Origin of the sequence: Mycobacterium sp. 3519A (assembly GCF_900240945.1) — a bacterium.
Lineage (GTDB): Bacteria > Actinomycetota > Actinomycetes > Mycobacteriales > Mycobacteriaceae > Mycobacterium.
Map to the genome: position 1 here is coordinate 2,729,418 of NZ_OESG01000013.1, position 26,127 is coordinate 2,755,544.

Annotated in this window: 24 protein-coding genes; 16 read left to right on the forward strand and 8 right to left on the reverse strand. The window is 67.9% G+C overall.

The features are described from left to right. The first annotated feature begins 49 nt into the window (after positions 1-49). Together C1A30_RS20945 and C1A30_RS20950 are read left to right on the forward strand one after the other, a co-directional pair. Positions 50-1,678 carry a hypothetical protein gene (locus C1A30_RS20945; protein ID WP_101950015.1) on the forward strand — a complete coding sequence of 543 codons (1,629 nt, stop codon included), beginning with the start codon at positions 50-52 and terminating at the stop codon, positions 1,676-1,678. After that, the gene (locus C1A30_RS20950) at positions 1,660-2,862 is read left to right on the forward strand and encodes a CHAT domain-containing protein (protein ID WP_101950016.1); all 1,203 of its coding nucleotides are present in this window, start codon (positions 1,660-1,662) and stop codon (positions 2,860-2,862) included. Before C1A30_RS20945 ends, C1A30_RS20950 begins: the two co-directional genes overlap by 19 nt. A 5-nt stretch (positions 2,863-2,867) precedes the next feature. Here the strand turns inward: C1A30_RS20950 and C1A30_RS20955 are convergent, their stop codons facing one another. Then, entirely contained in the window at positions 2,868-3,362 is a 495-nt protein-coding gene (locus C1A30_RS20955) for a hypothetical protein (RefSeq protein WP_101950017.1), read from the reverse strand. Between the two features lie 54 nt (positions 3,363-3,416). On the opposite strand from C1A30_RS20955, the gene C1A30_RS20960 reads away from it, so the two are divergent. Both C1A30_RS20960 and C1A30_RS20965 read left to right on the forward strand, forming a co-directional pair. After that, positions 3,417-4,736 carry a hypothetical protein gene (locus tag C1A30_RS20960; protein ID WP_101950018.1) on the forward strand — a complete coding sequence of 440 codons (1,320 nt, stop codon included), beginning with the start codon at positions 3,417-3,419 and terminating at the stop codon, positions 4,734-4,736. Continuing rightward, on the forward strand, positions 4,733-5,818 hold the full coding sequence (locus tag C1A30_RS20965) for a hypothetical protein (protein WP_101950019.1): 1,086 nt from the start codon (positions 4,733-4,735) through the stop codon (positions 5,816-5,818). Before C1A30_RS20960 ends, C1A30_RS20965 begins: the two co-directional genes overlap by 4 nt. Here the strand turns inward: C1A30_RS20965 and C1A30_RS20970 are convergent. The 4 genes from C1A30_RS20970 to C1A30_RS20985 form a co-directional block, all read right to left on the reverse strand. After that, a complete protein-coding gene (locus tag C1A30_RS20970; RefSeq protein WP_101950368.1) occupies positions 5,812-6,099 on the reverse strand; it encodes a hypothetical protein in 288 nt (95 codons plus the stop codon). The two genes, C1A30_RS20965 and C1A30_RS20970, sit on opposite strands and share 7 nt — an antisense overlap. Positions 6,100-6,117: 18 nt before the next feature. Then, on the reverse strand, positions 6,118-7,506 hold the full coding sequence (locus C1A30_RS20975; RefSeq protein ID WP_101950369.1) for an alpha/beta hydrolase family protein: 1,389 nt from the start codon (positions 7,504-7,506) through the stop codon (positions 6,118-6,120). 87 nt (positions 7,507-7,593) lie between these two features. After that, a complete protein-coding gene (gene lysX / locus C1A30_RS20980; protein WP_101950020.1) occupies positions 7,594-10,890 on the reverse strand; it encodes a bifunctional lysylphosphatidylglycerol synthetase/lysine--tRNA ligase LysX in 3,297 nt (1,098 codons plus the stop codon). A 51-nt stretch (positions 10,891-10,941) separates the two neighbouring features. Then, positions 10,942-11,277, reverse strand: a complete 336-nt coding sequence (locus C1A30_RS20985) for a DUF1844 domain-containing protein (RefSeq protein ID WP_101950021.1) — start codon at positions 11,275-11,277, stop codon at positions 10,942-10,944. Between the two features lie 216 nt (positions 11,278-11,493). Here C1A30_RS20985 and infC point away from each other — a divergent pair, with 216 nt between their 5' ends. The 5 genes from infC to C1A30_RS21010 all read left to right on the forward strand — a co-directional run bounded on the left by infC (position 11,494) and on the right by C1A30_RS21010 (position 13,982). Next, entirely contained in the window at positions 11,494-12,111 is a 618-nt protein-coding gene (infC, locus tag C1A30_RS20990) for a translation initiation factor IF-3 (protein WP_200828386.1), read from the forward strand. A 21-nt stretch (positions 12,112-12,132) separates the two neighbouring features. Next, the gene (rpmI, locus tag C1A30_RS20995) at positions 12,133-12,327 is read left to right on the forward strand and encodes a 50S ribosomal protein L35 (protein ID WP_067801338.1); all 195 of its coding nucleotides are present in this window, start codon (positions 12,133-12,135) and stop codon (positions 12,325-12,327) included. Between the two features lie 40 nt (positions 12,328-12,367). Next, a complete protein-coding gene (gene rplT, locus C1A30_RS21000; protein ID WP_067801341.1) occupies positions 12,368-12,787 on the forward strand; it encodes a 50S ribosomal protein L20 in 420 nt (139 codons plus the stop codon). 23 nt (positions 12,788-12,810) lie between these two features. Further along, entirely contained in the window at positions 12,811-13,554 is a 744-nt protein-coding gene (locus tag C1A30_RS21005) for an RNA methyltransferase (protein ID WP_101950023.1), read from the forward strand. A gap of 101 nt (positions 13,555-13,655) precedes the next feature. Further along, positions 13,656-13,982 carry a hypothetical protein gene (locus tag C1A30_RS21010; RefSeq protein WP_101950024.1) on the forward strand — a complete coding sequence of 109 codons (327 nt, stop codon included), beginning with the start codon at positions 13,656-13,658 and terminating at the stop codon, positions 13,980-13,982. On the opposite strand, the gene C1A30_RS21015 is transcribed toward C1A30_RS21010, so the two are convergent. Both C1A30_RS21015 and C1A30_RS21020 read right to left on the reverse strand, forming a co-directional pair. Next, positions 13,979-15,055, reverse strand: coding sequence for an acyl-CoA dehydrogenase family protein (locus C1A30_RS21015; RefSeq protein WP_369974165.1), 1,077 nt, complete (start codon positions 15,053-15,055; stop codon positions 13,979-13,981). The genes C1A30_RS21010 and C1A30_RS21015 overlap by 4 nt on opposite strands. Before the next feature lie 160 nt (positions 15,056-15,215). Beyond that, positions 15,216-16,238: an oxygenase MpaB family protein gene (locus C1A30_RS21020; RefSeq protein WP_101950026.1), complete on the reverse strand. Its 1,023-nt coding sequence runs from the start codon at positions 16,236-16,238 to the stop codon at positions 15,216-15,218. A gap of 144 nt (positions 16,239-16,382) precedes the next feature. Between C1A30_RS21020 and C1A30_RS21025 the strand changes: the two genes are divergently transcribed. Genes C1A30_RS21025 through pheT form a run of 4 tightly spaced genes read left to right on the forward strand, consistent with a single transcriptional unit; the run spans position 16,383 to position 21,593 of the window. After that, positions 16,383-17,255, forward strand: a complete 873-nt coding sequence (locus C1A30_RS21025; protein ID WP_101950027.1) for an adenylate/guanylate cyclase domain-containing protein — start codon at positions 16,383-16,385, stop codon at positions 17,253-17,255. Positions 17,256-17,264: 9 nt separating this feature from the next. Beyond that, the gene (locus tag C1A30_RS21030) at positions 17,265-18,071 is read left to right on the forward strand and encodes a rhomboid-like protein (protein WP_101950028.1); all 807 of its coding nucleotides are present in this window, start codon (positions 17,265-17,267) and stop codon (positions 18,069-18,071) included. Then, positions 18,064-19,107: a phenylalanine--tRNA ligase subunit alpha gene (gene pheS, locus C1A30_RS21035; protein WP_200828323.1), complete on the forward strand. Its 1,044-nt coding sequence runs from the start codon at positions 18,064-18,066 to the stop codon at positions 19,105-19,107. Before C1A30_RS21030 ends, pheS begins: the two co-directional genes overlap by 8 nt. Further along, positions 19,107-21,593, forward strand: a complete 2,487-nt coding sequence (gene pheT, locus C1A30_RS21040) for a phenylalanine--tRNA ligase subunit beta (protein ID WP_101950030.1) — start codon at positions 19,107-19,109, stop codon at positions 21,591-21,593. Before pheS ends, pheT begins: the two co-directional genes overlap by 1 nt. Here the strand turns inward: pheT and C1A30_RS21045 are convergent. Continuing rightward, positions 21,590-22,792 carry a cytochrome P450 gene (locus C1A30_RS21045; RefSeq protein ID WP_160112776.1) on the reverse strand — a complete coding sequence of 401 codons (1,203 nt, stop codon included), beginning with the start codon at positions 22,790-22,792 and terminating at the stop codon, positions 21,590-21,592. The two genes, pheT and C1A30_RS21045, sit on opposite strands and share 4 nt — an antisense overlap. A gap of 186 nt (positions 22,793-22,978) precedes the next feature. Between C1A30_RS21045 and argC the strand changes: the two genes are divergently transcribed. Genes argC through argB form a run of 3 tightly spaced genes read left to right on the forward strand, consistent with a single transcriptional unit; the run spans position 22,979 to position 26,123 of the window. Continuing rightward, on the forward strand, positions 22,979-24,013 hold the full coding sequence (gene argC, locus C1A30_RS21050; protein ID WP_101950031.1) for an N-acetyl-gamma-glutamyl-phosphate reductase: 1,035 nt from the start codon (positions 22,979-22,981) through the stop codon (positions 24,011-24,013). Then, complete coding sequence (argJ, locus tag C1A30_RS21055; protein ID WP_369974143.1) at positions 23,968-25,224, forward strand: bifunctional glutamate N-acetyltransferase/amino-acid acetyltransferase ArgJ; 1,257 nt, start codon at positions 23,968-23,970, stop codon at positions 25,222-25,224. Before argC ends, argJ begins: the two co-directional genes overlap by 46 nt. After that, a complete protein-coding gene (gene argB, locus C1A30_RS21060; RefSeq protein WP_101950033.1) occupies positions 25,221-26,123 on the forward strand; it encodes an acetylglutamate kinase in 903 nt (300 codons plus the stop codon). Before argJ ends, argB begins: the two co-directional genes overlap by 4 nt. The last annotated feature ends 4 nt before the right edge of the window (positions 26,124-26,127 follow it).

Sequence of the window (26,127 nt, forward strand, 5' to 3'; positions counted from 1 at the left end):
TGAAGCGGCGGGCGCCCCTCCCGCGCCCGCCGCTTCCTACAATTCGGCTATGACGATCGTCACCGACCTCGAGCGGGCTCGTCAGCTGATCTTCGCCGCCGAGGAGGAGACGGCGAAGCAGTTGCTGCTGTCTCTCGGTGAGCAGATCGAAGCCGTCGACCGCGATGATCTCCTGCTCGAGGTCTACGCCCAATTGGGCGAGATCTATCTGGTCCGCACCGCGTACAACGGCGTCGAGGAAGCACTCCGCCGCATCACCGACTGCCTCGCCATCTATCAGTCGATCCGGGCAGGCACCAACCCGGAAGCGGCTGCGCAGGTGACGATGTCCGACACCGAGATCGACCACATGATCTGCCGGTACACGCGGCGCGCGCAATTCCTGCGCACCGGCTTGGCCGCCGCCGCGCACGGCGACCACGAGGCCGCCGAGGCCGCGCTGCTGGCGCTGACCGACGACACGTCCACGGAGTTCGCCGACTTGGCCGCCGAACACCGGTTCCTCATCACCTACGCTCGCATCCTGTGCGCCGTCGCGCTGTGCGACGACGACCTGCACGTCCGCTCAGTTCCGTTGTGGGAACTCGCGATCGATGCGGTCGAGCGATCCATCGACGGCACCGAATCCGACGACTTCCTGCTCGTCCAGGTGGGCACCGGATACGGCCGGTTCTGTGTCGAAACCGGGCGACTGGCCGAAGCCGAGCCGTGGCTGCAGCGTGCAGGCGCTCGGGCGCAGAAGCGGGGATGGAAACTGGCAACCGCCAGAACACAATTCGAGCGCTGCACGGCGGCGTGGGCGGCGGGGGACCGGGCGCGCGCCCAGGACCTGGTGCACGCGGCGTACCCCGCCCTGGCCGAAGGCTATCGTGCGCACGACGTATCGCGGTCCTGGCTGTATTTCGGCCTGATCGCGCTGTCCATCGAGAAACTGGACGACGCCGACGAACGCTTCGGTCACGCAGAGCGGCATTGGCGCGAAGTCGAGAAGCCGCTGCACATCCACCGAATTCTGTTGCAACGCAGCTGGGTTGACATCTTCCGCGGCAACTTCGACGCGGCGCGGGAACGCGCCGAGGAGGCGCGCACGCTGCTGGACTCGTGGCCGCGGCACAGCTGGCTGCAATATGCCAGGCTCGACGACCATCTCGGCAACATCCTGCGCGCCGAGGCGCTAGCCGACTCCGGCGGCGCGGCAGCGAAATTCGAACAGGCCGCAGACCTGAAGGTGCCCGCGGCACTTGCCGTCGACTCGGTGCGGCTGTCGATGGCTGACGCCGACGCACGCATGCGGTGGGCCACCCACGTCTCGGCACGAATCCTGGCGGGCGCCTTCGCGGTGGCCTGGGAGTGGGGTAACACCGAACTCGTCAGTGAGCTCGTCGAATACCACAGTGCACGGGGCAGCTTCAGCACCGAACCGGAGGCTTCACAAATCGCCGGCTGGGCCGAGACCGCGACCGCCGCCGTTCCGGTCGAGACGGTCGACGACTACGCGCTCGTCGCGGCGGGGCCCGCGGTGGCCGGTGGCGCTGCGCTGACCCGACTCGGGCCGTTGCCGCCTCTGCAGATGGATCCGGCAGGCGGACCGATCATGAGCCGGTATCGTACGCTGGCGTTCGAGCGGTACGGGTGCGCCGTCACCGCCGACGAAGCGGCATGGTCGACGTGGCCGTAACTCTCGTTCTGCGCTTCGCCGACGTCGGCGTCGCCACCTACGCCAGCCTCCGCGTGGTCGGCGAGCCAGCACGGACGGTTACCTGGGTGGTGCAGGAGCCCGAACTCGTTGCGGGACTTGACCAATTGAAGACCGCGCTACCCGATCCGGTGGCCGGCGAAAGTCGCCGTGACGCTGTGCAGCGGGCAGTCGCCATCGGCCCGTTCGCAACACCCGAGTCGGAAACGGCCATCGCCCGCACGTTGGGCGCCAGCCTGCTGGGGCCTGCGGCGTGGCAATTGCTCGTCGACTGCGTGGCGTCGCCGCGGGCCGCCTTGTTCGTCTCGCCCAGCGCCCGTCTGGCGCGGATGCCGTGGGGACTGCTCGCCCTACCCGGTGACGACGGCTTCCGGCTGAACGAATTGGTCGACGTGTTGATGGCGGCACCGTCGAACATCGTCAACTCGGCGCGCACATCGGCGCTCTGGGACGATCGCCGCGACAACCCGCCGCTGCTGCTTCTCGACCCACGGGTGCCAGGCCAGCGCCCCGATTCGGCGCTCGGTTCGGTGCTTGGCAGGCCGTCGTCGGAAACCCCTCTGGCACAACATTTCACAGAGACGATGCGGCAACGGGCGGTGCTACCTGACGTCACCGACGCGGTCGAGCTGTTCCGTCGGACAGACGCCGACCGCTCGTGGCTTGGCAGCCAACTCGACCGGAAACCGAGTCGGCTGCTGTACGTCGGTCACGCCACCGCCGCCGACGGCGACGTCGGGCACGCGGCCCGCGCCGCGCTGCACCTCGCCGACGAGCATCCGTTGACAGCAGCGGATCTGATGTCGGCGAAGTTGCCGATGCCGCCGCGAATCGCGATGATCGCCTGCGCGTCCGGCGGCGACTACCAGTTCGACGAGGCGACCGGCCTGGTGGCGGCGATGATTCTCGGCGGCGCTCAACTGGTCACGGCCACACTGTGGTCGCTGCCGACCGCGGCCGGTTACCGACAGTTCGCCGCAGGCGATCACGACCCGATGGCCGACGCGATCATCGCCGTCGACCGCGCTCACGAAGACGCGGACGCGGGTCGGGCGGTCAATCGCTGGCAGCGGGAGCAGATGCGTCGCTGGCGCGGCGGCGATGTCGGTGCCAGCCCGCTGTATTGGGCCGCGCTGGCGACATTCGCGGTCGACGGTGCGCGATGAACCCGTCAGCCGGGCGCAACGCAGACGGCCACCGACGACTCGTCGCCGGACCGGTAGTAGGTGTCGATGATGCTGCCGGGGGACACCTTGGCCAGCGACGAGGCCGGTATCAACGCGGTCTCGTGCGCCGGAAACTGGCCGCCTCCTGGCTTTCTGACGATCACATCGAGCACGACCTCCCGGTGGTCCTCACGGAACCCGCCGGTGGGGCGCATACCTGTGACCACGCCCTGCGATTTGGTGCCCTTGCGGATCAGCTCGAGCTGGTCCCCGGTGAGCAGCCCTTTTTGGATCAGCATGTCATCGAAGGCGGCGCGTACGGCCAGCATGTCGGTGACGGTGGCGAGTCGTTCGTCGGCCTCGTCGGACCGCGGTCGGGCGGGCACGGGGGCCCGGTTGTCAGGAATGAGTGTGGCGGCGCTGCCGGCGACCAGAAAGCCGAAGTAGACGATGTTGACAAGCTGGTCGGCGGCGATTCCGAGCAACAATGCGGTGGACATGCCATTAGCGTCAGCTCTTGCGCTGGCTACCGAACCCAACTTTATGCTGGTGCGATGAGCGCGGGCTCCGAAGTGGCGGCGACGACCGCCGTCAGCCAACCGCGCCGCGCCGTCATCGACCGCGCATGGCGCGCCATCGGCCCCGGTGTCGAGGTGCTCAGCGGCGACGACGGCGGCCCGCTGCGCCGCACGGTCAAACGCATCCTCGACCCGCTGGTGCTGCGTTTGCGCGCCAACACCGCATATTCGGCGCCGTTCGTCGACGTCGACACCGCGGTCGCCATGCACGAACTGATCGTCGGGCATGGACCCCAATTACGCGCTGCGGCAGCATGGTTCGAGGTGCTCAAGCGTGAGCGCCGCCGCCTGCGCATCACCACCGGCAACGCCCAGGAGCTGTATTTCCCCGTCTGCTTCGAGCTGGCGGTGACGAAAGGCGCTCCGGCGCAACAGGATGACGGCTCCGCCGAAGCGGTGTTGCGAGGCATCCACGGCGACCGGGACCGCACCGCGAGCGAGGTGCTCAACCAGTACGCGTCCGATCCGCAGGTCGTCGCCAAGCTGACCGACCAACTGGCCCGCAGCTGGACAGACGTAACGCCCGGTCAGGAGATCACCGATCCCTTTCTCGCGGGCCTGACCACGGTGCTGGGTCCCGCGCAGGGTCACAACGCGGCGGTCGCCCGGCAGCGGGTCTGGTCGGCGCTGATCGCCGACGCGACGCCGTACAACCTGGGTGCCCGCGCACATCACACCACCGACGATCTGCCGTGGTCGATCGTCGCGCTCGGACTGAGTTCCGTTGCCCCGCAACCGCCCCCTCCAGTTATGGCCGGAGCGGACGGTGACCGCCCGCTGAACCGCTCCGTCGTCGACCGGGTGCGGGCCACCCTGCGGCGAGCCATGGACCGCGATGAGCTGCCCGACATCCCGCTGTTGTGCGCCGAGGAGGTAGATCGGGCAAGTGCGCCTTGGGGTCTGCTGGCCGAGGACAAGCAGGCCGCACTGGTCGCCGGGATCGAGATCGGTGCGTGCCTGGCGCCGCTGAGCGAAACGGCCGTGACGAAATACGAACTGGCCGCCCAGATTCAGGCCCGGCTGCGCAAGGAAGCCTATGTCCTGCACGCCCGTCGCTACCTGGCCGAAGGCGGGCCCATGCACCCGCGGCAGCAACAGGTGATCGATGACCTCGCGTCGTTCGCACGCCCCTATCTGAGCCGGTTGTGGGCCCGGCTGCACGGTCGCGACGTGTGGCAGGAGCCCTGCGACGACGTCGACGATGTCCGGGGCCTTCTGGAGGGTGTGGCACGCTCGGTGAGCCTCGACCACCGACAGCGGATCAAGGCGATGCTGGAATTGCGGGTGGCCGGATGAGACTCGTCGCCGATGCCGGATTGTGGAGCACGGGCCACCAGGCGGCGCAGCCGCAACTCGTCGCCGTCCTGGAGGTCAGTGGTGCCGTGCTGTCGTGGACCGTTGACGACCCCACCCACGCCGCGCAGATCACCTTCACCGATCTGGACCGCGCCGATTGGCTGTGGCGGGTGCTCGGCGAACCGGGGCATGTCGCACTCGCCGCGGCGGTGAACGGCCGGCCGCCCGGCGCGGACGTCGAGATCGCCGGCGTCGACCTGCGACCCGAATCGCTCGAACCGCTGCGCAGACTCGCGCTCGGGCACTGGTTGCGGCGGTGGTGGCCGGTCAGCGGGCGCGACGGCATCGCGGCGCTCGACGGCGCACTTTTGGACGCCGAGATCGCGATGCTCACGGCGGCCGCCGAGGATTACTTCACCGACGACACCTTCGATTCCGACGTGGCGGCGCTGCTGCGCCCGCACACCGCGGCGCTCAGCGCGCATCTGCATGCCGGCGATCCGCGGGTGATCGAACTCGTCACGGGCTGTGTCGATCTCGCCGACGACGTCGGCGTCGCGCTCACCGAATCCCCCGGCCTCACGCAGCGTCGCGACGACTTCGCGCTGGCCGCCGGTGCAGACGGACGTAGCCGCGGCGCGGGTGCGGTCGCCGCAGGGACCGACTCCGTGAAGTGGAGCGCAGTGCCGCCCGGCGTCTTCGATTCCGCAGAGGACACCGTCGAGTGGCGAGTCGACGTGACCGATGGGACGGCGAAAGCCGTTGTACGCGTGGCATTGTCAGGTTCAGGACTGTCCGCGGGCATCCCTGTGCTGCTGCAGTCCGAAGGGTTCGCGGGTTCGGGCGTGCTCGACGCCGACGGGGTCACCGCGTTCCTGCTTCTCGATGCGGAGCACCAACCTGTCACGCAATCGGCCGCCTGGGACCACGATTGGCGGTCGACCGCGGTGACGGTAGGCGCGGACACCGACGAGTCACCACAGACCCGCGAACGGATCAGGGAGTTCGCACGGTCGCGGCTGCGTACACCTGCCGGCGATGCGTTCCTAGCCGAAGTGTTGGCCGCCGAATCGGACTACTGAGCGTCGTCCTCGTCGCGGTGCATCGATTCACGGATCTCGGCGAGTCGTTCGGCGGCCGCCCGCTGACGCGCGTCGTACTGCTCCTCCACGGTGCGGCCCTCAGGTGTCTCGGCGGCCAGTTCTGACGCGCCGATCGCGGTGCCGTACCGCGTTTCGATCTTCTCGCGCACCGATTCGAACGTCGGCACGCCGCCGGGTGTGTAGCCGGTATCTGCTGGTTCCGCGGGCGGCGGTGCCGGGGTGTCGTCAGCGGTCGGTTCCGGGGTGGTGTCGTCCGGCATACCGCCCACGCTACCGGCCTACTTCGCGGCCGCCTGCAGTTTCGGTCCCGAGTGCGGTGCGGCGGGCGGCGACCCCGCCTTCGTCATCACCGTCGACGGTGGCAGCGGCACCAGGGGGACCCCCGGAGTGCCGAGTTGGCTCGCGAGCCATGGCAGCCCCGCCGCGAACGCGCGCGCCGCGAACGGCCAATCGTGCCTGCCCGGCCTCATCTCGACAGCGCATTTGATTCCGAATGCGCTGCCGGTCGCGCACAGCGAATTCGCGGCCGCCGTCTGATCGTTCGGATGCGCCGCGGCATTCACGATGTGCGGTTGCGCCGACGGCGTGCCGTTGATGTCGAACCACCCGGTCACCCCGACATAGGGCCCGTGGCGGGTGATCACCGTGGTCGGGTCGAACGCCGCATAGGCCGCCGCGTTGCCACCGAAGAGACGCTGGATCGTCTGGGTCTTGTTGCCCGAATTGGGTGTCAGATCGCCCGCGATATCCTCGAACGCGCTGAACATATCGGGGTGCATCACCGTCAGGTCGACCGCACAGGTGCCGCCCATCGACCATCCCACGATGCCCCAGTTGGCCCGGCTGGGCGACACCCGGTAGTTCGAAATCATGAACGGCACAACGTCTTTGGTGAGGTGGTCGGCGGCGTTGCCGCGGCTGCCGTTGACGCATTCGGTGTCGTTGTTGAATGCGCCGCCGGAGTCGACGAAGACGAACACCGGTGCGTTGCCGCCGTGTGCGGCCGCGAACGCGTCGATCGTGTTGATGGCGTTGCCTGCCCGCATCCAGTCGGCGGGGGTGTTGAACTCGCCGCCGACCATCATCACCGTCGGCAACGGCGGCGGGGGATCGGTGGCGTACCAGGCGGGCGGTAGATAGACCAGCTCACCGCGGTGTTTGAAGCCCGACGCGGTGTCGGGGATGCTGACCGGCACCACCGTGCCCTTCGGCGGAATCGCGTGCCGTTGCTGCATGGCGACCACCGTGGTGGTGTCGGTCTGATCGGGCAGCGGGCCTGCGCTGACCTGGTTCCACGCGTTCTGCACGGTGGGGAAGTAGCCGACCCAGAGGTTGAGCGCCAGCGCCGCGCACAGCAGGCACGCGGGCAGCGCCACCGCGGACACCCCGCGCCGCCACCAGCGGGCGCTGCGCCAGCCCGCGAGCAGCACGGCCGCCGCCACACCGGTCAACCCGATCCAGATCCACAGCGAGACGGGGGCCGGATTGTTGTCGTCGCTGAGCCCTTGCGAGGCGATGTACCAGTACACCGCGACCGCCAGTGCCGCGCCGACGAGCGCCGTCCACGGCAGCCACACCAAACGCCAACGCCGTGTCCGCCAGCCGATCGCGGCCAGCAGCAACAAGCCGGTGATGACTTGCACGGTGATCGGCAGCCATCCATGCATCAGCGAGAGATGGTGGCGAAACTGGTCGGGTAACGTCACGGCAACAATCGTGGCCGTGTTTCCTTGGCGCTGGCTGTGAGCCAGCTGCTAACGCGGTTTGGCTAGTGGGAACGGCAACGTCTCGCGGATGCTGCGGCCGGTGATCAACATGACGACCCGGTCCACACCCATGCCGAGCCCGCCCGTCGGAGGCATCGCGTACTCCATCGCCTGGAGGAAGTCCTCGTCGAGTTCCATCGCCTCCGGATCGCCGCCCGCGGCCAGCAGCGACTGCTCCTGCAACCGCCTGCGCTGTTCGACCGGGTCGGTCAGCTCGCTGTAGGCGGTGCCCAACTCCACGCCCCACGCGACCAGGTCCCAGCGTTCGGCCACCCCGGGGATGCTGCGGTGCGGGCGGGTCAGCGGCGACACCGATGTCGGGAAGTCCTTGTAGAAGGTGGGCTCCTCGGTGCGGTCCTCGACGAGCCGCTCGTAGAGTTCGAGTACCACCGCGCCTGCGTCCCAGTGCGTGAGATACGGAATGCCCGCCGCGTCGCAAAGCTTGCGCAGCACAGGAAGTTCCGTGTCCGGCCTGACCTCCTCGCCGAGCGCCTCCGATACCGCGCCGTGCACCGTCTTGACCGCCCACTCACCGGAGATGTCGACGGGTTCGAGGGTGCCGTCGGCGCGCGGGCGCAGGAAAACGTGTGCCCCGTTGGCGGCCTGGGCGGCGTTCTGAATCAGTTCGCGGCAACCGTCGATCCACACGTTGTAGTCGGCGTGCGCCTGATAGGCCTCCAGCAGGGTGAACTCGGGGTTGTGGCTGAAGTCCACGCCCTCGTTGCGGAACGCGCGGCCGAGTTCAAAGACCCGCTCGACGCCGCCGACGCACAACCGCTTGAGGTACAACTCGGGCGCGATGCGCAGATACAGGTCGAGGTCGTAGGCGTTGATGTGGGTGAGAAACGGTCGTGCGTTGGCGCCACCGTGGATCTGCTGCAGGATCGGGGTCTCGACCTCCAAAAAGCCCTTGCCGACCAAAGTTTCGCGGATGGCGTGCAGCACACCGCTACGTGCGCGGATCAGGTCGCGGGCCTCGGTGTTGATCGCCAGGTCGACGTAGCGGGCCCGCACCCGCGCTTCCTGATCGGTCAGCCCCTTCCACTTGTCCGGCAGCGGGCGCAGGCACTTGCCGATCAGCCGCCACGTGAGGACCAGCAGCGACCGGGTGCCCTTCTTGCTGTAGCCCATCGTCCCGGACACCTGGATGAGATCACCCAGATCGATGGCCTGGGTGAAGTCCGCGGTGTCGCCCTGCTCCAGGGTCGAATTGTCGAGCAGCAGTTGGACTTCCCCTGACCAGTCGCGCAGTTGGGCGAACAGCACACCGCCGTAGTCACGGATCCGCAGCACCCGCCCGGCCACCGTGACGGTGCCCGCGCCCTCGGATTCGACCGCCTGCGCGATGGTGTGGCTGGGCGCCTCCCCGACGGGGTACGCGTCGACGCCGTTGTCCTGCAACGATTTCAGCTTGGCCATCCGCACCCGCACCTGCTCCGGCAGACGCTGGCCGTCTTCCGCCTCGGGCAGATCGGCCTGCAACGAGTCCAAATCGGGTGCGCTGCCGTCGTGGTGCAACACGCCGCTGGCGACCAGATCGTCGGGAGCCGAGATGTGATGGCCGGTGTGCGGTTGCTCGTTGCGCCGCGAGAACGGAAGCACCAGAAAGCCTTCGGCGATCACCGAGGCGACGCCGACGCGGGGGACCAACCGTGCGTCTTCGTAGCAGGCATACCGAGGCACCCACTGCGGCTGGTACTTCATGTTCGACCGGTACAGCGTCTCGAGTTGCCACCAGCGTGAGAAGAACACCAACAGGCCGCGCCAGAGTCGGGCGATCGGGCCGGCGCCCAACTGCGCACCCTGTTCGAAGGCCGTGCGGAACATCGCGAAGTTCAGCGAAATCCGGCTCACCCCAATATCTTCGGCCTGCATGCAGAGCTCGCTGACCATCAGTTCGATGGTGCCGTTGGGGGATTGCGGCGAGCGGCGCATCAGGTCGAGTGACGCGCCGTTGGTGCCCCACGGCACCAGCGACAGCATCGCCACCACGTCATCGTTCTGCAGGGCCTCGACCAGCAGGCAGTCGCCGTCGGCGGGGTCGCCGAGCCTGCCAAGTGCCATCGAGAAGCCTCGCTCGGTCTCGGTGTCGCGCCACGCATCGGCGCGTTCGATGACCTTGGCCATTTCCTCGCCGGACAGGTCGCGGTGCCGCCGGATCCGCACCGACGCACCGGCCCGTCGCGCCCGCGTCACGGCCTGGCGCACGGCGCGCATATCCGGCCCGGAGAGCCGGAAGTTGTCCGGGTACAGGATCGCCTCGTCGCCGAGTTGCAGCGCGTTGAGGCCCGCGAGACGGAACGCCTCAGCGCCTGTCGAACTGGCGCCCATCACCCCGGGCGCCCAACCGTACGTCTGGCACAGGGCCAGCCACGCGTGGATGGCTTGTTGCCACGCCTTCGGATCACCGACCGGATCGCCGCTGGCCAGGCAGACGCCGACTTCGACCCGGTAGGTGATGGCCGCCCGCCCGTTGGGCGCGAACACGACCGCCTTGTCGCGGCGGGTGGCGAAATAACCGAGCGAGTCGTTCTTGCCGAACAGTTCGAGCAGGCCCCGGATTGCCGATTCGTCCTCGCCGGTGAGCGCGTTGTCGGCGCGCTGCGACTGGAACAGCACGATCGCCGTCACCATCAAGGCGAGCGCGCCGAACAGGCCGAGCAACGCGTTGACGAACACGTGGGGGTAGCCGGTGAACGACTCGGAACCGGCGCCTGCGAACGCGCTGACGCGGTTCAGCGCGTACCAGAACCGGTCCTCGCGGGCCAGCGAGCCAGGGAACACCTCCAACAGCGCCCAGCCGATCAGCGTGCCGACCGCCATGCTGACCACCAGCGTGGCGGCCGCCTTCAGCAGCGCGCCGCGGCGGACCTTCGCCCAGAACTCCTTGCGGGCCAGCACCAGAAACAAAATCGATGCGGTGTGGAACACCAGCCCGACGACCTCGCCGATGTCGTCCAGCACCGACTTCGGACTGGTGACAAGGCCGCCGACGTTCCAGACGATGGACGCCAGCATGTAACCGACGAGGATCCACCACGCGATCCGCTTGCGTGCGGCCAGTGCCGCCGCCAGCAACGCGAGCACGAAGGCCCACGCGAAACTGGTGTCGGGGAAGTTGAAGATGTAGTCGTTGACGAACTCGCGCGGCTCCTTGATGACCCATCGGATGCCGGGCGAGACGCTCGCGATCAACGACAGTGTGGCGATGGTGCCGACCGTCCAGCCGGCGGCTGCGGGGACCCACGAGTAGCGAGAGGCCCGACGCGTCAACGTGGCGGTCATAGGCCGCGAGGATATTCGCTCAAGCTCAGAAATTGTTGTGACTGCGCCCAGCTACCAAACGGGGCCGGTGTATTTCTCACCGGGCCCATGGCCCGGTTCGTCCGGTGCGGCGCTGGCTTCGCGGAACGCCAACTGCAATGTTTTCAGTCCGTCGCGCACCGGCCCGGCATGCGGTCCGAGGTATTCAGCGGAGGCGGTGACCAGTCCGGCCAGCGCAGTGATCAACCGGCGCGCCTCGTCGAGATCGCGGTGCGGGCTGTCTTCGGGATCCTCTGCCGACAGTCCGAGTTTCTCCGCGGCGGCGCTCATCAGCATGACGGCCGATCGGGTGATCACCTCGACGGCGGGAATTTCGGCTAGCTCGCGAATGTTGGGAGAGTCGGTCATGCCTGCTAGAGTGGCATGCGCGACCGTCCCGGCGTACGCCAGGGACAGCAAGTGGAGTCCCACTCCCACCGCCGACCATACTGGTCCAGCGGTCCGGTCACAGGCATCCGTGCCTGTCCTGGTCGGCTTTGGGCCCTGCTTTGAGCAGGGCTTTTCTGTTCATCCGAGCAGAGTGGCTGATGGCGTGGGCTCCTAGAGGACAACATAGGAGGCCCCATCAGCACTGAGACCCGCGTCAACGAGCGCATTCGAGTCCCTGAAGTCCGTCTCATCGGACCAGGCGGCGAGCAAGTAGGCATTGTGCGCATCGAAGACGCCCTCCGCGTCGCCGCGGATGCCGATCTCGACCTTGTCGAAGTAGCTCCTGATGCCAAACCGCCGGTTTGCAAGATCATGGACTACGGCAAGTTCAAGTACGAGACGGCTCAGAAGGCACGCGAGTCTCGCAAGAATCAGCAGCAGACCGTCGTCAAGGAACAAAAGCTGCGTCCCAAGATCGACCCGCACGACTACGAGACCAAGAAGGGTCACGTCGTCCGCTTCCTGCAAGCGGGGTCGAAGGTCAAGGTGACGATCATGTTCCGCGGGCGCGAGCAGTCGCGGCCCGAACTCGGCTACCGACTCCTGCAACGGCTGGGCGCCGACGTCGCCGACTACGGCTTCGTCGAGACGTCGGCCAAACAGGACGGCCGCAACATGACGATGGTGCTGGCTCCGCACCGCGGCGCGAAGACTCGCGCCAAGGCGGCGCACGACGCAGATGCCGCGCCGGCGCGACGGGCAGATCAGACCCCGGCGCCCACCGCGGCACCAACTGAAGACAGTCAGACGTAACGCAGAACTGAAAGAGGACACATGCCAAAGGCGAAGACCCACAGCGGCGCTTCCAAGCGGTTCCGGCTCACCGGGACGGGCAAGGTCGTGCGCCAGAAGGCCAACCGTCGGCACCTGCTCGAGCACAAGCCGACCAAGCGCACCCGTCGTCTTGCCGGCCGTACCGAGGTGGCGGCCAACGACACCAAGCGCATCAAGAAGCTGCTGAACGGCTAACTGGCCCGGCTCCGTACGACCTGAACGAAGGAACACTCACATGGCACGCGTCAAGCGCGCAGTCAACGCTCAGAAGAAGCGTCGCGCAGTACTCAAAGCATCCAAGGGCTACCGCGGTCAGCGGTCGCGGCTGTATCGCAAAGCCAAAGAGCAGCAGCTGCATTCGTTGACCTACGCCTACCGCGACCGGCGTGCCCGCAAGGGCGAGTTCCGCAAGCTGTGGATCTCCCGGATCAACGCGGCAGCTCGCGCCAACGACATCACCTACAACCGGCTCATCCAAGGCCTGAAGGCCGCCGGTGTCGAGGTGGACCGCAAGAACCTCGCCGAGATCGCGGTCAGCGATCCTGCGGCGTTCACCGCGCTGGTCGAGGTCGCCAAGGGTGCGCTGCCCGAGGACGTGAACGCTCCTGCCGGAGCCGGAAGGCCGGCGACATCAGACGCCGGCGAGGCCGCCTGACGCTCACCGAGCGCTCCGCACGGGTGGCGGCCGCGGTCAAGCTGCACCGCCACATTGGACGACGCCGCGCCGCACGCTTTCTCGCCGAGGGACCCAATCTCGTCGAGTCGGCGTTGCGGCGCGGACTCGTTTCCGAGGTGTTCGCCACCGAAACCGCGATGAACCGATTCGGTGGCATGCTCGCCGATGCCCCGGTGCATCTGGTCACCGAGCGCGCCGCGAAAGCGTTGTCGGACACCGTGACTCCGGTCGGGCTGGTCGCCGTGTGCTCGATGCCGGAGACGACGTTGGCCGATGTGCTCGCCGAGTCGCCGCGGCTTGTCGCCGTTGCGGTGGAGATCTCGGAACCCGGCAATGCGGGCACGCTGATCCGGATCGCCGACGCGATGGGCGCCGACGCGGTCGTGCTCGCAGGAAACAGCGTCGATCCCTACAACGGGAAGTGCTTACGGGCCTCGGCGGGCAGCATCTTCGCGATTCCCGTCGTCTCCGAAACCGGTGCGGCAGGCACGATTACCGCGCTCACCGGCGCCGGACTGCAGGTGCTGGCCACCACCGTCGACGGCGAGGTCAGCCTCGACGACGTCGACCTGTCCGGCCCGACGGCGTGGTTGTTCGGTCCTGAAGCCCACGGCCTGCCGGTGGAATTGGCGCAGACGGCCACCCATCGGGTGCACGTTCCGATGCCGGGCAGCGCCGAGAGTCTGAACGTGGCGTCGGCCGCGTCGATCTGCCTGTACCAAAGCGCCATGGCACACCGGCGTTAGTCGCCGAGTGGCCAGTTGTGCCACGCCAATCGCCGAAAAGCGATCAATAACTGGCCACTGGACCGTGAGTTCTTGTCGTACCCGCGTGCCATTGTCTGCCCATGAGCGACTCGTTACAGGTGCGGGGTACCGACCTTCGCTACCTCATCACCGCCTACCTGTTCGACCATGGCCCGGCCAGCGTGAACGATCTGGTCGACGCACTGGCCTATCACGGTTTCCGCACCGCCGGGCGCGCGTCGAAGGCGGTCTCAGAGGCACTGCGTCGGGAGATCGCCCAGGGTCGGGTGACGCGCCTCAGGCGCGGTCGTTACCTTCCCGGGTACATGCCGCGGTCCACCGAGGAGCGGATCTACAAGCGGGTTCAGGAATTGCACGCCAAGGTCGCTGAGTTGACGCTGCCTGCCCGCCCGCCGCGCAGCGCTTAGCCGCTCAACAACCCCTTGGCGACGTGGGTGATCTGCACCTCGTTGCTGCCCGCGTAGATCATCAGCGACTTGGCGTCACGTGCCAACTGCTCGACCCGGTACTCCGTCATGTAGCCGTTGCCGCCGAACAACTGCACCGCATCCATCGCGACGTCCGTGGCGGCCTGCGAGCAGTACCACTTGATGGCCGACGCTTCCGGCAGCGAGATCGCCTTACCGCTCTGTGCCGACTCGATGACGCGAAACAGGATGTTGCGCACGTTCATTCGCGCGACTTCCATGTTCGCCAACTTGAGCTGAATGAGCTGGAACTGACCGATCTCCTGGCCCCACAGCTTGCGACTCTTGGCGTAATCGACACACAGGCGCAGGCATTCCTCGATGACGCCCAACGCCATCGCCGCGACGCCGATCCGTTCCGCCGAGAAGTTGGACCGCGCGCTGGCCCGCCCGTCGCCGGCCGCGTCCTCGGTCTCACCGAGCAACCGGTCGCGCCCCAACCGGACATTGTTGAAGAACAGCTCACCGGTGCGGGAACTGTGAATTCCCATCTTGCGGAACGGCTTTGACTGGACGAAGCCCTCCATGCCGCGGTCCAGCACGAAGGTCAGCACCTTGCGGTCGCGCTTGTCGACACCCGGTTCGTCCAGCTTCGCGTACACCACCACGACATCGGCGTCGGGCCCGTTGGTGATGAACGTCTTCTGACCGTTGAGGATGTAGTCCTCGCCGTCGCGCACCACATAAGACTTCATTCCGCCGAAAGCGTCCGAGCCCGAATCAGGTTCGGTGATCGCCCACGCGCCGATCTTGTCGTAGGTGACGAGGTCCGGCAGCCAGCGCTCCTGCTGGGCCAGGGTGCCGCGCCCCATGATGGTCGGCACCGTCAACCCCAACGACACGCCCATGCCGGTGACGATGCCCATCGACACCCGGCACAACTCGCTGACCACCACGAAGCCCATGCCGCCCGCGCCGTCGCCGAACATGCCGCCGCCGGACGACGGCTTGCCCGACGACTCGCCACCGTCGCGCAGCTTCGCCAACCGCTTGTTCAGCGAGTCGCGCGCCATGTCGGCGATGCCGAACGTCGCGAACAGCTTGCGGATGATGGGGTAGGGCTCCATGTCGCCGCTTTCCAGCTCGTCGACATGGGGGCGTATCTCTTTGTCCACGAACTCGCGCACGGCGTCGCGCACGGCGAGGTCGACGTCAGACCATTCCAGCATGCGTTCAGGCTGCCTTATGGCGTCCGCGTGCCGGACGCAGCCCCGCCAACGAGAACGTGGTGTGCACCAACGACCCAGCTCGGTCCAGCAATGACTTGCGCGGCGGCATGTAGTGCATGGGCATGCCGTGCCGGTCGCGCGGCGGCGCTACGAACGCGGGTGCCTCGACCAGGGGAGCGTCCTCGGGCAGCTTGCCCTGCGCGCGGCGGTATGCCGCCAACGCGCGCGGATGCAGCCGGATCTCGTCGGGCACCGCGACGAAGGCCAACTCGACGAGCTTGCCGAACAGTCGCAGCAGCACCTCGTCGCCCGGCGTCCAGCGCATACCGGCCTTCTCCCGCACCGCGTCGTCGAACAGCCCGGCCGCGATCCACCGCTGCGCTCCGACCATCGGCTTGAACAGCTGATCCCACACCGCGGTCGGCATCATCACGAACCACGGTTTCGGGATCCGGATCGAAAAGATGTCCAGCGTGGCCTTGTTGATCTCGAGCTCTTCGCGGCAGTTGCGCTCCCAGTACTCCTGGAAGTCCTCCCAACTGTCGGGCACCGGCCGCATGCTCATGCCGTACATCCGGTACCACTGGACGTGCTCGTCGAACAGTTGCCGCTTCTCGGCCTCGGTCAGTCCGCCGCAGAAATACTCTGCGGTCTTGATGATCAACATGAAGAAGGTGGCGTGCGCCCAGTAGAAGGTCTCCGGGTTCAGCGCGTGATACCGGCGCCCTTCGGCGTCGATGCCCTTGATCGTCTTGTGGTAGCGCTTGATCTGCTCGCCGGTCAGCGGCGCGCGATCGCCGTCGTAGACCACCCCCATGATCGGGTACACCGACCGCGCCACCCGCTGCAGCGGCTCCCGCAACAGGATCGAGTGGTCCTCGACGCCGGCGCCGAGTTCCGGATACATGTTCTGAATCGCCCCGATCCAGACGCCGAGCATGCCGGTGCGAAGGTCACCGAAGTACTTCCAGGTCAATGAATCGGGGCCGAGAGGATTGCCCGTGTTTGCGGTCGACGGTGAGCGCACACCTCAAAGATAATGATGACAACATGTGTTGTCTACGATTTGCGGCGGTGTGGCGACGCGGTGTTATGCAGCCTCCATCACCGCGCCACATGGTTGTGATCAGGCGTTTTACCGCTCCAATCCGCCTCCATTAGGCTGGCGGCCGTGGATGATGTCGAGTCGATCGACGAGCGGCCCGGCCCACAATCATCTGGCTCACGAGGTTGGCTGTCGGGCGCCAATCGCAACCCCGCCGTCATCGCGTTCCTGCGACGGGCGCGGCGCGCCCTGCCCGGCGACCCCGACTTCGGGGACCCGCTGTCGGTCGACGGGGACGGCGGCCCGCGCGCGGCGGCACGCGCCGCCGATCGGCTGCTCGAGCGGGAAGCGGCGTCGCGCGAGGTCAGCCTCGGCGCGCTGCAGGTGTGGCAGGCGCTCACCGAGCGGGTGTCGGGTAAGCCCGCGAACCGCGAGGTGACGCTGGTCTTCACCGACCTCGTCGGCTTCTCGGCGTGGTCGCTGAGCGCGGGCGACGAGGCAACGTTGAAGCTGCTGCGCCGGGTGGCCCAGGTCGTCGAGCCGCCGCTGCTGGAGGCGGGCGGGCACATCGTGAAGCGGATGGGCGACGGCATCATGGCCGTGTTCTCCGACCCTCTCACCGCAGTGCGCGCGGCCATCGTGGCTCGTGAAGCGGTGAAAGCCATTGAGGTGGACGGTTATACGCCGCGAATGCGGGTCGGTGTGCACACCGGGCGGCCGCAACGAATCGGGTCGGACTGGCTCGGTGTGGACGTCAACATCGCGGCACGGGTGATGGAGCGCGCCACCAGGGGTGAACTCGTAGTGTCCGCGGCCACCCTCGACCGGATTCCCGACGAGGATTTCGAGACGCTGGGCGTCACGGCGAAACGGCTTCGCAAACAGGTGTTCACGGCCAGACAGGACGGGGTACCCGCCGACCTGGCGATGTATCGACTGAGAACTCGCAGGCAGTTGCCAGGCGGCCCGAGCGGCGAAGACGGCGCGGCCGGCGGATAGTGGGGTGACATGTTGCTGCGGGTACTGGGCTGGTTGGCGCAGGTGCGCGTCACCGTCGCATACGCGCTGACCGTCACCTCCGTCACCATCGCCTTGTCCGTCCTCGGTCCTGCCGTGCAGGACCGGGTGGTTCGCCATGTCAGCACGAACCTGCACAACCTCAGGCACGGGCACTTCGGCACGCTGATCGGCAGCGCCTTCGTGGTCGACGCCGGGCCGATCTACGTGTGGTTGCCAGGGCTGGTCTGCCTGCTCGCCGTCGCCGAACTCACGTTCCGCAGTCGACTGCTGGCGGCGACGTTCGCCACCGGCCACATCGGCGCCACTCTGTTGGTCGCCGCCGGCCTGGCGACGGCGGTGAAGCTCGGTTGGCTGCCGCTGTCGGTGAGCCGGGCAACCGATGTCGGCATGAGCTACGGGGCCGCTGCCGTCCTCGGCTCGTTGACGGCCGCGGTACCGAGTCGCTGGCGGCCCGCGTGGATCGGGTGGTTCGTGGCGGCCGGTGTGGCGATGGTGCTCGTCGGCCGCGACTTCACTGACGTCGGACACGTGGTGGCGCTGGGACTGGGCATGTTGGTGGCGATCCGACTCCGCGGACCTGAGCACTGGACTCCGGTACGGGTGGCGATGCTCGTAGGTGCGACCGCGTTCGGTTACCTGGTGCTGGCCAGCACTGACATGTTGGTTGCGACGGCCGCAGGCCTGGCGGGCGCGGTGATCGGGGAGGCGCTGAGCAGCCACCGGGTGGCGCAGGTGCTTGCGAGTAATGCGGTTAAGACCGCCTCTGGCCATCGCGTACGATCGCCGGGTGGCTGATCAGCCAATAGACCTGTCTGAAGAATCGCTGACCAAAGCCGTCAGCGCGGCCCAGCATGCCTTCGGCCTGGCCGCGGATCTCGACGCGCTCGCCCGCGCCAAGACCGAGCACCTCGGTGACCGATCGCCGATCGCGCTGGCCCGCCAGGCGCTGGGTTCGCTGCCAAAGGCCGACCGCGCCGACGCAGGCAAGCGGGTCAACGTCGCGCGCACCGAGGCGCAGCGCGCGTACGACGAGCGCCTGGCCGTGCTGCGCGCCGAGCGTGACGCCGCGGTCCTCGTTGCCGAGCGCATCGACGTCACGTTGCCGTCGACCCGCCAGCCGATCGGCGCCAGGCACCCGATCACGATCCTGGCCGAACACATCGCCGACACGTTCATCGCGATGGGCTGGGAGTTGGCGGAGGGCCCCGAGGTGGAGACCGAGCAGTTCAATTTCGACGCGCTCAACTTCCCTCCCGACCACCCGGCGCGCAGCGAGCAGGACACCTTCTACGTCGCACCCGACGGGTCCCGTCAGGTGCTGCGCACGCACACCTCGCCGGTGCAGATCCGCGCGCTGCTCGAGCGCGAGCTTCCGGTGTACATCATCTCGATCGGCAGGACGTTCCGCACCGACGAACTCGACGCCACCCACACCCCGGTCTTCCATCAGGTGGAGGGGCTCGCGGTGGACAAGGGGCTGACGATGGCACATCTGCGGGGCACGCTCGACGCGTTCGCGCGCTCCGAGTTCGGGCCGCAGGGCCGTACGCGGTTCCGCCCACACTTCTTCCCGTTCACCGAGCCGTCCGCCGAGGTGGACATCTGGTTCCCGAACAAGAAGGGCGGCCCTGGCTGGGTGGAATGGGGCGGCTGCGGCATGGTCAATCCGAACGTGTTGCGCGCCTGCGGGATTGACCCCGAAGTGTATTCCGGCTTCGCGTTCGGCATGGGGCTGGAGCGGACCCTGCAGTTCCGCAACGGCATCCCGGACATGCGCGACATGGTCGAGGGCGACGTCCGCTTCTCGCTGCCGTTCGGGGTGGGAGCCTGATGCGGCTTCCCTACAGCTGGCTTCGCGACGTCGTCCAGGCCGGCGCTCCCGGCTGGGATGTACCGGCAGACGAGTTGGAGCAGACGCTGATCCGCATCGGCCACGAGGTCGAGGAGGTCATCCCTGTCGGGCCGGTCACCGGACCGCTGACCGTCGGCCGGGTGGCCGAGATCGAGGAACTGACCGAGTTCAAGAAACCGATCCGGGCCGTCAAGGTCGACGTCGGCGAGGCCGAGCCGCGCGACATTGTCTGCGGTGCAACGAATTTCGCCGTCGGCGACCTCGTCGTGGTCGCGCTGCCCGGCACCGTGCTGCCCGGCGACTTCACGATCGCGACGCGCAAGACGTACGGCCGCACCTCGGACGGAATGATCTGCTCGACGGCCGAACTCAACCTGGGCACCGACCATTCCGGCATCCTCGTGCTGCCGCCGGGCATCGCCGAACCGGGCACGCCCGCCGCCGACGTGCTCGGCCTCGACGACGTGGTATTCCATCTTGCGATTACGCCTGACCGCGGCTACGGCCTCTCGGTGCGTGGCATGGCGCGCGAAATCGCCTGCGCCTACGACCTCGACTACGTGGACCCCGCTGACGTTCCGCCGCTGCCTGTCGAGGGCGAGGCACTGCCGGTCACCATCGAGCCAGGCACCGGGGTGCTGCGGTTCGGTCTGCGGCCTGTCACGGGTATCGACCCGAAGGCGGTGTCGCCGTGGTGGATGCAACGCCGGCTCTTGCTGAGCGGTATCCGGGCGATCTCGCCTGCCGTCGACGTCACCAACTACGTGATGCTCGAACTCGGGCATCCGATGCACGCGCACGACCGCAGCCTGATCACCGGTGGCTTCAGGGTTCGTTTCGCCCAACCGGGGGAGACGGTCGTCACGCTGGACGACATCGAGCGCACGCTCGACCCGCGCGATGTGCTGATCGTCGACGACGTCGCGACCGCGGCGATCGGCGGTGTGATGGGCGCGGGCACCACCGAGGTGCGGGACACCACCACCGATTTGATGCTGGAGGCGGCGGTGTGGGATCCGGCCGCGGTGTCGCGGACGCAGCGCAGGCTGCATCTGTCCAGTGAGGCGGGTCGCCGCTACGAACGCACCGTCGACCCGGCGGTATCGGTCGCCGCACTCGACCGGGCCGCCACCCTGCTCGCCGACATTGCGGGCGGCACAATCGAACCCAAGCTGACCGACTGGCGCGGCGACCCGCCGCGGGAAGACTGGAAGCAGGCCCCGGTGAGCATGGCCGTCGACCTGCCGGACCGGACCGCGGGCGTCGGCTATGCCGAGGGCACCACACAGCGCAGGCTGACCCAGATCGGCGCCGACGTGACGACCGACGGCGATCGGGTGACGGTCATCCCGCCGAGTTGGCGACCCGATCTGCGCGAGCCGGCCGACCTCGTCGAGGAAGTGCTGCGCCTTGAGGGCCTCGAGATCATCCCGTCGGTGCTTCCGCAGGCGCCGGCGGGCGGGGGTCTCACCCCGGTCCAGAAACGCCGCCGCGCGATCGGAAAGTCGTTGGCGCTCAGCGGTTATGTCGAAGTCCTTCCGACGCCGTTCCTACCTGCCGGTGTGTTCGACCAATGGGGACTTCCCGACGACGACCCGCGCCGGGCGACCACCAAGGTGCTCAACCCACTGGAAGCCGACCGGCCGGAGCTTGCGACGACACTGCTGCCGGGGTTGTTGGAAGCGTTGGCGCGCAACGTGTCCCGCGGCGCTGTCGACGTTGCGCTGTACGCCATCCAGCAGGTGGCGGAGCGCACCTCGCAGACGCGCGCCGTCGAACGTATCCCGATCAACCGCAGGCCCACCGACGAGGAGATCGCGACCCTCGACGCGTCGCTGCCGCACCAGCCGCAACACGTCGCCGCGGTGCTCACCGGACTGCGCGAGCCGGCGGGCCCGTGGGGGCCTGGCCGTCCGGTGGAGGCGCGTGACGCGTTCGAGGCGGTGCGCGTGATCGGTCGCGCGGCAGGAGTCGACTTCAGGCTGCAGGCCGCGCAACAGTTGCCGTGGCATCCGGGCCGCTGCGCCAAGGTGCTCGTCGGAGAGACGGTGGTGGGCTATGCAGGCCAGTTGCACCCGGCGGTGGTGGAGCGCACCGGGCTTCCGAAGGGCACGTGCGCGGTCGAACTCGACCTCGACGCGATCCCGTTGGTGGAACGGCTGCCCGCGCCGTCGGTCTCACCGTTCCCCGCGGTGTTCCAGGACGTCAGCCTGATAGTCGCCGACGACATCGCCGCGCAGTCGGTGGTCGACGCGGTGCGCGACGGTGCCGGCGAACTGCTCGAGGATGTCCGACTGTTCGACGTCTACACCGGTCCGCAGATCGGCGACGGCCGCAAATCGCTGACGCTGGCTCTGCGGTTCCGCGCCGCCGACCGGACGCTCACCGAAGACGAGGCCAGTGCGGCGCGCGACGCCGCGGTGAAGACGGCGGCCGACCGGGTCGGCGCCGTGCAACGCGCCTAACTCGCGGACGCCACGGACAGTCGGGCCGGGCTGCGGCCGAGTACCTGACGCCACGGGATCGCCGCAGGATCCTCGGACAGCTGCAGAGGCGGGTCGGCGGCGAGCGCAGCGCGCACGCATTCCTCGACGGCGACCTTGGCCAACGCGGTGCCCAAGCAGTAATGCGTTCCGGCGCCGAAGTTCAACAGCTTGGCGCTGTCCTGCCGGGTGAAGCGGTCGGCGTCGAAACGGTCGGGGTCCGGCCATGCGGCGCCGTCGCGACATGCCGAGGCGATGCACAGAAACAGCATCGATCCGGCGGGGATCGTGGTGCCGTGCAATTCGATTGGTGACACCGTGGTGCGAGGGATCATCGCGATGCTGGGCTCCAGGCGCATGGTCTCACTCACGGCGCTGCTGAACCGCGCCGGATCGTCAAGTGCGCCGTCGAGTTCATCGCGGTGTTGCAGGGCGACCAGGATGCTGCACGGAATTTGACTGCCGGCCGTATCGTGGCCGGCGACAAGAAGATTCGCGATCATCGTGACGGTTTCGGCGTGCGTCAGACGGTCTCCGTCGGACTCGGCGGCCAGCAGTGAGGTGATCAGGTCGTCTTTCGGGTCGCTGGCCCGCCGCCTCGTCAAGTCGTCGACGTAACTCTGCATCTCGACGATCGCTGTGGTGGCCGCGGCGATCTGTTCGGCGGACATGATGGAGAACACCGGGCTCAACGCCTCTGCCCACTCGGTGAACACCGCGTCGTCGCCGTCGGGTACTCCAAGCAGTCGGCAGATCATCCGGGTGCCGATCGAGGACAGTGCACGGAGATCACCCGATTCTCTCGCCGAAGCAACAGCGGCGGTGGCCATTTCCGCGGCGGCCGCGCGCAACGCCTCGACGGACCGCGGCGTGAAGGCGCGTGACACCAGCGACCGGATACGGCGGTGATAGTCGCCCTCGGTGGTGAACATCAACCGGCCGTACCAGTCGCGCAGCGGCCCGTCGGTGATACCCATCAGGTCGAAGAACGTGAGCCCGATCCCGATCAGGCGCGGATCGTGGGCGAGTTCCTCGACGTCACGCTGTCGCAGCGCGACGGTGGCGCCTGTGGTCGCGTCGGTGGCGAGCGGCCCCAGCCGGGCCGCGTCCCGCAACACGTCGTGCAAGCTGGTATCGCAGGTGAAGATCACATCGACGGTTGGGCGTTCGGTTGTCGTCACGGTTCCCCCCGGAATAGCTGTTTGCTGAGAAGTATGGGCGGTTTCCGCCCGAACCGCTTCGACTCGCCGACAAGTCGAACCCTGCTCCCGCGAATTCCTTTGCCCGTGCAACTTCAATCTGGCCAACGGCGCCCCCGGCATATAATTGGTTTGCAGCAGTCTGCATAAACATGCAAGACTCCCTGCATGACGTCTGTCGCGGTCGCCGGAGCCAGCGGATACGCCGGCGGCGAGATCCTCCGACTGCTCCTCGGGCATCCCGGGTATGCGGCCGGGCGGCTGACCATCGGTGCGCTCACCGCCGCCGCCAGCGCGGGCACCACGGTCGCCGAACACCATCCGCACCTGCTGCCGCTGGCGGGCCGGGTGCTCGACACCACCGACGCGGACGTGCTCGCCGGCCACGACGTCGTCTTCCTGGCGCTGCCACACGGGCACTCGGCCGCGCTGGCCGACCAGTTGGGCCCGGACACCGTCGTGATCGACTGCGGCGCCGACTTCCGGCTCACCGACTCGACTGCGTGGGAGAAGTTCTACGGATCCGCGCACGCGGGTAGTTGGCCCTACGGATTGCCGGAGCTACCCGGGGCGCGCGAGAAGTTGCGCGCGGCGAAGCGGATCGCCGTGCCGGGCTGCTATCCGACCGCCGCACTGCTCGCGTTGTGGCCTGCGATCGCCGAGGACCTCGTCGACCCCGCTGTCACGGTCGTCGCGGTCAGCGGCACCTCCGGTGCCGGTCGTGCCGCCAAGGTGGACCTGCTCGGCTCGGAGGTGATCGGGTCGGCCCGCGCCTACAACATCGGCGGTAAGCACCGGCACACCCCGGAGATCGCGCAGGGCCTCAAGGCATTGACCGACAGGGACGTCACCGTATCGTTCACGCCGGTGCTCATACCCACCTCGCGCGGGATATTGGCCACCTGCACTGCCCGCACCACTGCGCCGCTGTCGCAACTGCGCGCCGCTTACGAGAAGGCTTACGACGCCGAGCCTTTCGTGCACCTGCTGGCGGAGGGCCAGTTGCCGAAGACCGGGGCGGTGATCGGCAGCAACGCCGCCCAGTTGGCCGTCGCGGTCGACGAGGAGGCCGCGACCTTCGTCGCGATCGCCGCGATCGACAACCTCGTCAAGGGGACAGGAGGCGCGGCTGTGCAGTCCATGAACCTCGCATTGGGATGGCCGGAGACGGAAGGGCTTTCGATCGTGGGAGTGGCGCCGTGACTGAACTTTCCACCGACACTCGGCTGGTCCGCACGCAGGGCGTCACCGCACCTGCCGGGTTCCGTGCCACCGGGATCGCCGCGGGCATCAAGGCATCCGGTGCACTGGACCTGGCGCTGGTGTTCAACGAGGGACCCGATTACGCCGCGGCAGGCGTGTTCACCCGCAACAAGGTCAAGGCTGCGCCGGTGTTGTGGTCGCAGCAGGTGCTGACGACCGGTCGGTTGCGCGCGGTGATCCTCAACTCCGGCGGCGCCAACGCGTGCACCGGCCCGCTGGGCTTCCAGGACACGCACGCCACCGCGGAAGCCGTCGCCGCCGCGTTGTCGGACTGGGGCACCGAGACCGGCGCCATCGAGGTGGCGGTCTGCTCGACCGGGCTGATCGGCGACCGGTTGCCGATGGACAAGGTGCTGGCCGGTGTCACCGAGGTGGTGCACGAACTGGCGGGCGGGCTGACCGGCGGCGAAGAGGCCGCCCGCGCCATCATGACCACCGACACGGTGCCGAAACAGGTTGCCCTGCACCACAGTGGCAACTGGACGGTCGGCGGGATGGCGAAAGGCGCGGGCATGCTCGCTCCATCGCTGGCGACCATGCTGACGGTGATCACCACAGACGCCGTCGCGGACGCGGCAGCGCTCGACCACGCGCTGCGCCGGGCGGCCGCGCTGACCTTCGATCGACTCGACGTCGACGGCAGTTGCTCCACCAACGACACCGTGTTGCTGCTGTCGTCGGGTGCCAGCGCCATCACGCCCACCCAGGCCGAACTCGACGACGCCGTGTTGCGGGTGTGCGACGACCTGTGCGCACAGTTGCAGGCCGACGCCGAGGGCGTCACGAAGCGCGTCGTCATCACGGTGACCGGGGCGGCGTCGGAGGACGAGGCGCTGACCGCCGCCCGGGTGGTGGCGCGCGACAGCCTGGTCAAGACCGCGCTGTTCGGCTCCGACCCGAACTGGGGCCGCGTGCTGGCCGCCGTCGGCATGGCGCCGGTGACCCTGGACGCCGAACGGATCAGTGTGTCGTTCAACGGGTCTCCGGTGTGCATCGACGGCACCGGTGCGCCCGGCGCCCGCGAGGTCGACCTGTCCGGCGCGGACATCGACGTCACCATCGACCTCGGCGTCGGCTCGGCACGCGCGAGCATCCGCACCACCGACCTGTCGCACGGCTACGTCGAAGAGAACTCGGCATACAGCTCATGACTTCGTCTCATGTCGCCGGCGGAACGGCTCCGCCAGCGACGCCGGTCAAGGCGCAGGTTCTCGCGGCCGCGTTGCCGTGGCTGAAGCAACTGCACGGCAAGATCGTCGTCGTCAAGTACGGCGGCAACGCGATGACCGATGAGGTGCTGAAGACGGCGTTCGCCGCGGACATGGTGTTCCTGCGCAACTGCGGCATTCACCCCGTGGTGGTGCACGGCGGCGGCCCGCAGATCAGTGCGATGCTGAAAAAGCTTGGCATCGAAGGTGATTTCAAGGGCGGCTTCAGGGTGACCACACCGGAGGTGCTCGACGTCGCGCGCATGGTGCTGTTCGGTCAGGTCGGCCGCGAACTGGTCAACCTGATCAACGCACACGGGCCGTACGCGGTGGGGGTCACCGGCGAGGACGCGCACCTGTTCACCGCGGTGCGGCGCAGCGTCACCGTCGACGGGGTGGCCACCGACATCGGTCTGGTCGGCGACGTGGAACACGTCGACGCCGCCGCGTTGATGGATCTCATTGCGGCGGGCCGCATCCCGGTGGTGTCGACCATCGCTCCGGATGTCGACGGGGTGGTGCACAACATCAACGCCGACACCGCGGCGGCTGCACTGGCCGAAGCGCTCGGCGCCGAGAAGCTGGTGGTGCTCACCGATGTCGAGGGGCTCTACACCAGCTGGCCCAACCGCGACTCGCTGGTCAGTGAGATCGACACCGCCGCGTTGACGCAACTGCTGCCGACGCTGGAGGCCGGCATGGTGCCCAAGATCGAGGCATGCTTGCGCGCCGTATCGGGCGGCGTGCCGAGCGCACATGTGATCGACGGACGTGTCGAACACTGCGTGCTGGTCGAGTTGTTCACGGACGAAGGGACGGGCACGAAGGTGGTGAGCGCGTGACGCT